Below are 2674 nucleotides of genomic sequence, written 5' to 3' on the forward strand. Positions count from 1 at the left end.
CACAGGCAGAGTCGGACGGGGCTGCTGTCATTCCCGCGCAAGCGGGAATCCATCCGGGCCTGAGGAAGATGGACACCCGCGTGCGCGGGTGTGACGCCGCATCACTCCTTCGCCACCTCCGACAGCTTCGCAATCCGTGCTCGTCTCAGCCGCTCTGCGATCTGCTCACCATTCAGCCCCGCACGTTCTTCGTCGCTCAACCGCACGCTCGCCGCTGCTTCCCGGGCCCGGCGCAAATAGGTCGATTGCGAGTAATCTCGATCCTCCAGCCCCTTGCGGCCGCGGGCATCGGCCTCGCACGCAAGCACATACTGCTCGAATCGCTCCGGTCGCCGGAACGCATCGAGATGCTCCAGCAGCTCGAGCACAGTCGACGCTCTGAGTTCCTTGGCCTTGTGAGCAAGCAGATGATGCCGGCCGACCTGCACGGCGACGTCGCGATAAGTGTTGGGAATCTTCAACCGCGCACACATCGACTCAATGAGCGCAGCGCTGCGATGCTCGTGTGCCACATGTCGCGGCCATTCGTCCGGCGGTGTCGTGCCTTTGCCCAGGTCATGTACCAGCGCAGCGAATCGCACGATCGGGTCCTGTGTCAGGCGCGCTGCCTGCTCGATCACCATCATCGTGTGAACGCCGGAGTCGATCTCCGGATGCCACTTTTCCGGCTGCGGTACGCCGAACAACGCAGCCACTTCAGGGAACACGATCGGCAGCGCGTTGCCTTCGCGCAGTACTTCGAAGAATACCCACGGTGCCGGCATCTCGAGTGCCCGCTGCGTCTCCTGCCACACGCGCTCCGGTACGAGTGCATCGAGCTCCCCTCGCGCCGCGATCTCGCGCATCAACGCGATCGTTTCAGGCGCGACCGTGAATCCCAGCGGTGCGAACCGCGCCGCAAATCTCGCGACGCGCAGCACGCGCACGGGGTCTTCGACGAACGCAGGCGAGACGTGTCGGAGAATCCGCGCTTCGATATCGCGCTGTCCGTTGAACGGATCGATCAGCGCGCCCGTATCCGAATCTTTCGCAATGGCATTGATCGTGAGATCGCGCCGCTCGAGATCCTCTTCCAGCGTGACATCGGGCGAGAACTCCGTGACGAATCCGCGGTATCCCGGCCCGGTCTTGCGCTCCTTGCGGGCGAGTGCGTGCTCTTCGCTCGTCTGCGGGTGCAGGAAAACAGGAAAGTCCTTGCCGACCTGTTTGAATCCCGCCGCGCTCAGCTCCTCGGGCTTGCCGCCCACGATGACCCAGTCGCGCTCGCGCACCGGCAAGCCGAGGAGTTCATCGCGGACCGCGCCGCCGACGAGGTAGGTTTTCATGGCGGAGAGTGTAGTTGGGCAGAAGGCGCATTGCGCGGGAATGACGAGTGGCTTGCTGTGGGTCCGGCTTTAGCCGGACGTCATCGCGTTAGCGATCCGGGAGGCCTTCGGCCTGACGTCCCACCGAAGTGGGACCCACAGGTGGAAAGGCGCGGGGGCCGCGCACCCTTTCTGCCCGCCCTCACTTCCGTCACCATCGTGACTTTCCTCACCGGACCCAGCTCCAACTCATGACCCTGCCGCCCGGTTCGCATCGGCTCTTCGCCCTGCTGTTGCTGCCGCTTCTCCACGGCTGCTATCTCCTTCAAGCCGCCGGGGGTCAGATGGAAATCGTCTCGAAGCGTGAACCGATCGACCAGGTGCTCGCGAACCCGGCGACGCCCGACAAGCTGCGTGCACGGTTGGAGTACGTGAGCGCCGCACGCGATTTCGCTTCCCGCGAACTCGGGCTGCCGGACAATCCGAGCTATCGCAGCTATGCGGATCTGCAACGCCCGTACGTTGTGTGGAATGTCTTCGCGACGGATGAGTTCTCGATCGAGCCGCGTCGCTGGTGTTTTCCGATTGCAGGCTGCGTTGTCTATCGCGGGTACTTCAACGAGGAGTCGGCACAGAGCTACGCACGCAAGATGCGAATGAACGGCGGCGACGCGATGGTCGGCGGTGTTGCGGCTTATTCGACGCTTGGTCACTTCCGCGATCCGATCCTCAATACGATGATGGGATGGAGCGATGCGCAGCTCGCGTCGACGCTCTTTCATGAGCTCGCTCATCAAGTGGTCTACGTGCCTGGTGACTCCGAGTTCAACGAAGCATTCGCGACGGCGGTGGAGGAGGCCGGGCTCGAGCGCTGGCTCAACGAGCGCGGCCGATCGCAGGACATGCTCGCCTGGCGCAGGCAGAAGGAGAGGCAGCAGGAGTTCATCGACCTGTTGCTTGGCACGCGAGAGAAGTTGAAGGAGCTGTACGCGTCGAAACTCCCGGCTGACGAGATGCGCGCCCGCAAAGCGGAGGTCTTCGGCCGGCTCAAATTCGACTACGCGCAACTGCGTGCGCAATGGAATGGCTTCACGGGCTATGACTGGTGGTTCGATCGCGCACTTGGGAACGCGCACCTCGTATCTGCTGCGACGTATCACGGTTGTCTGCCGGGGTTTCAGCGGTTGCTGGCGAGTCTTGGTGGGGACTTGCCGAAGTTTTATGAGGAAGTGGGGCGGATTGCCAAACTGCCGAAGGCGGAGAGGGAGCGGTCGCTGTGCGGCGGTGAGTGACGCACGGCCCGTCACACCCGCGAAAGCGGGTGTCCATCTTGTCGCAAAGCCCGGATGGATTCCCGCGTGCGCGGGAAG

2 protein-coding genes are annotated in these 2674 nt (G+C 63.4%); one reads left to right on the forward strand and one right to left on the reverse strand.

Features of this window, described 5'->3' with window-relative positions; translation table 11 throughout:
- Positions 1 to 101: 101 nt before the first annotated feature.
- Positions 102 to 1325, reverse strand: coding sequence for a multifunctional CCA addition/repair protein (locus HNQ60_RS25235; RefSeq protein WP_184335580.1), 1224 nt, complete (start codon positions 1323 to 1325; stop codon positions 102 to 104).
- Between the two features lie 230 nt (positions 1326 to 1555).
- On the opposite strand from HNQ60_RS25235, the gene HNQ60_RS25240 reads away from it, so the two are divergent.
- Positions 1556 to 2596, forward strand: a complete 1041-nt coding sequence (locus tag HNQ60_RS25240; protein ID WP_184335581.1) for an aminopeptidase — start codon at positions 1556 to 1558, stop codon at positions 2594 to 2596.
- Positions 2597 to 2674 lie beyond the last annotated feature (78 nt).

Origin of the sequence: Povalibacter uvarum, from assembly GCF_014202975.1 — a bacterium.
Lineage (GTDB): Bacteria > Pseudomonadota > Gammaproteobacteria > Steroidobacterales > Steroidobacteraceae > Steroidobacter > Steroidobacter uvarum.

Bases quoted from the DNA above. Each gene is read 5' to 3' on its own strand.
- HNQ60_RS25235 (WP_184335580.1), bottom strand. From the start codon at position 1,325: ATGAAAACCTACCTCGTCGGCGGCGCGGTCCGCGATGAACTCCTCGGC.
- HNQ60_RS25240 (WP_184335581.1), top strand. From the start codon at position 1,556: ATGACCCTGCCGCCCGGTTCGCATCGGCTCTTCGCCCTGCTGTTGCTG.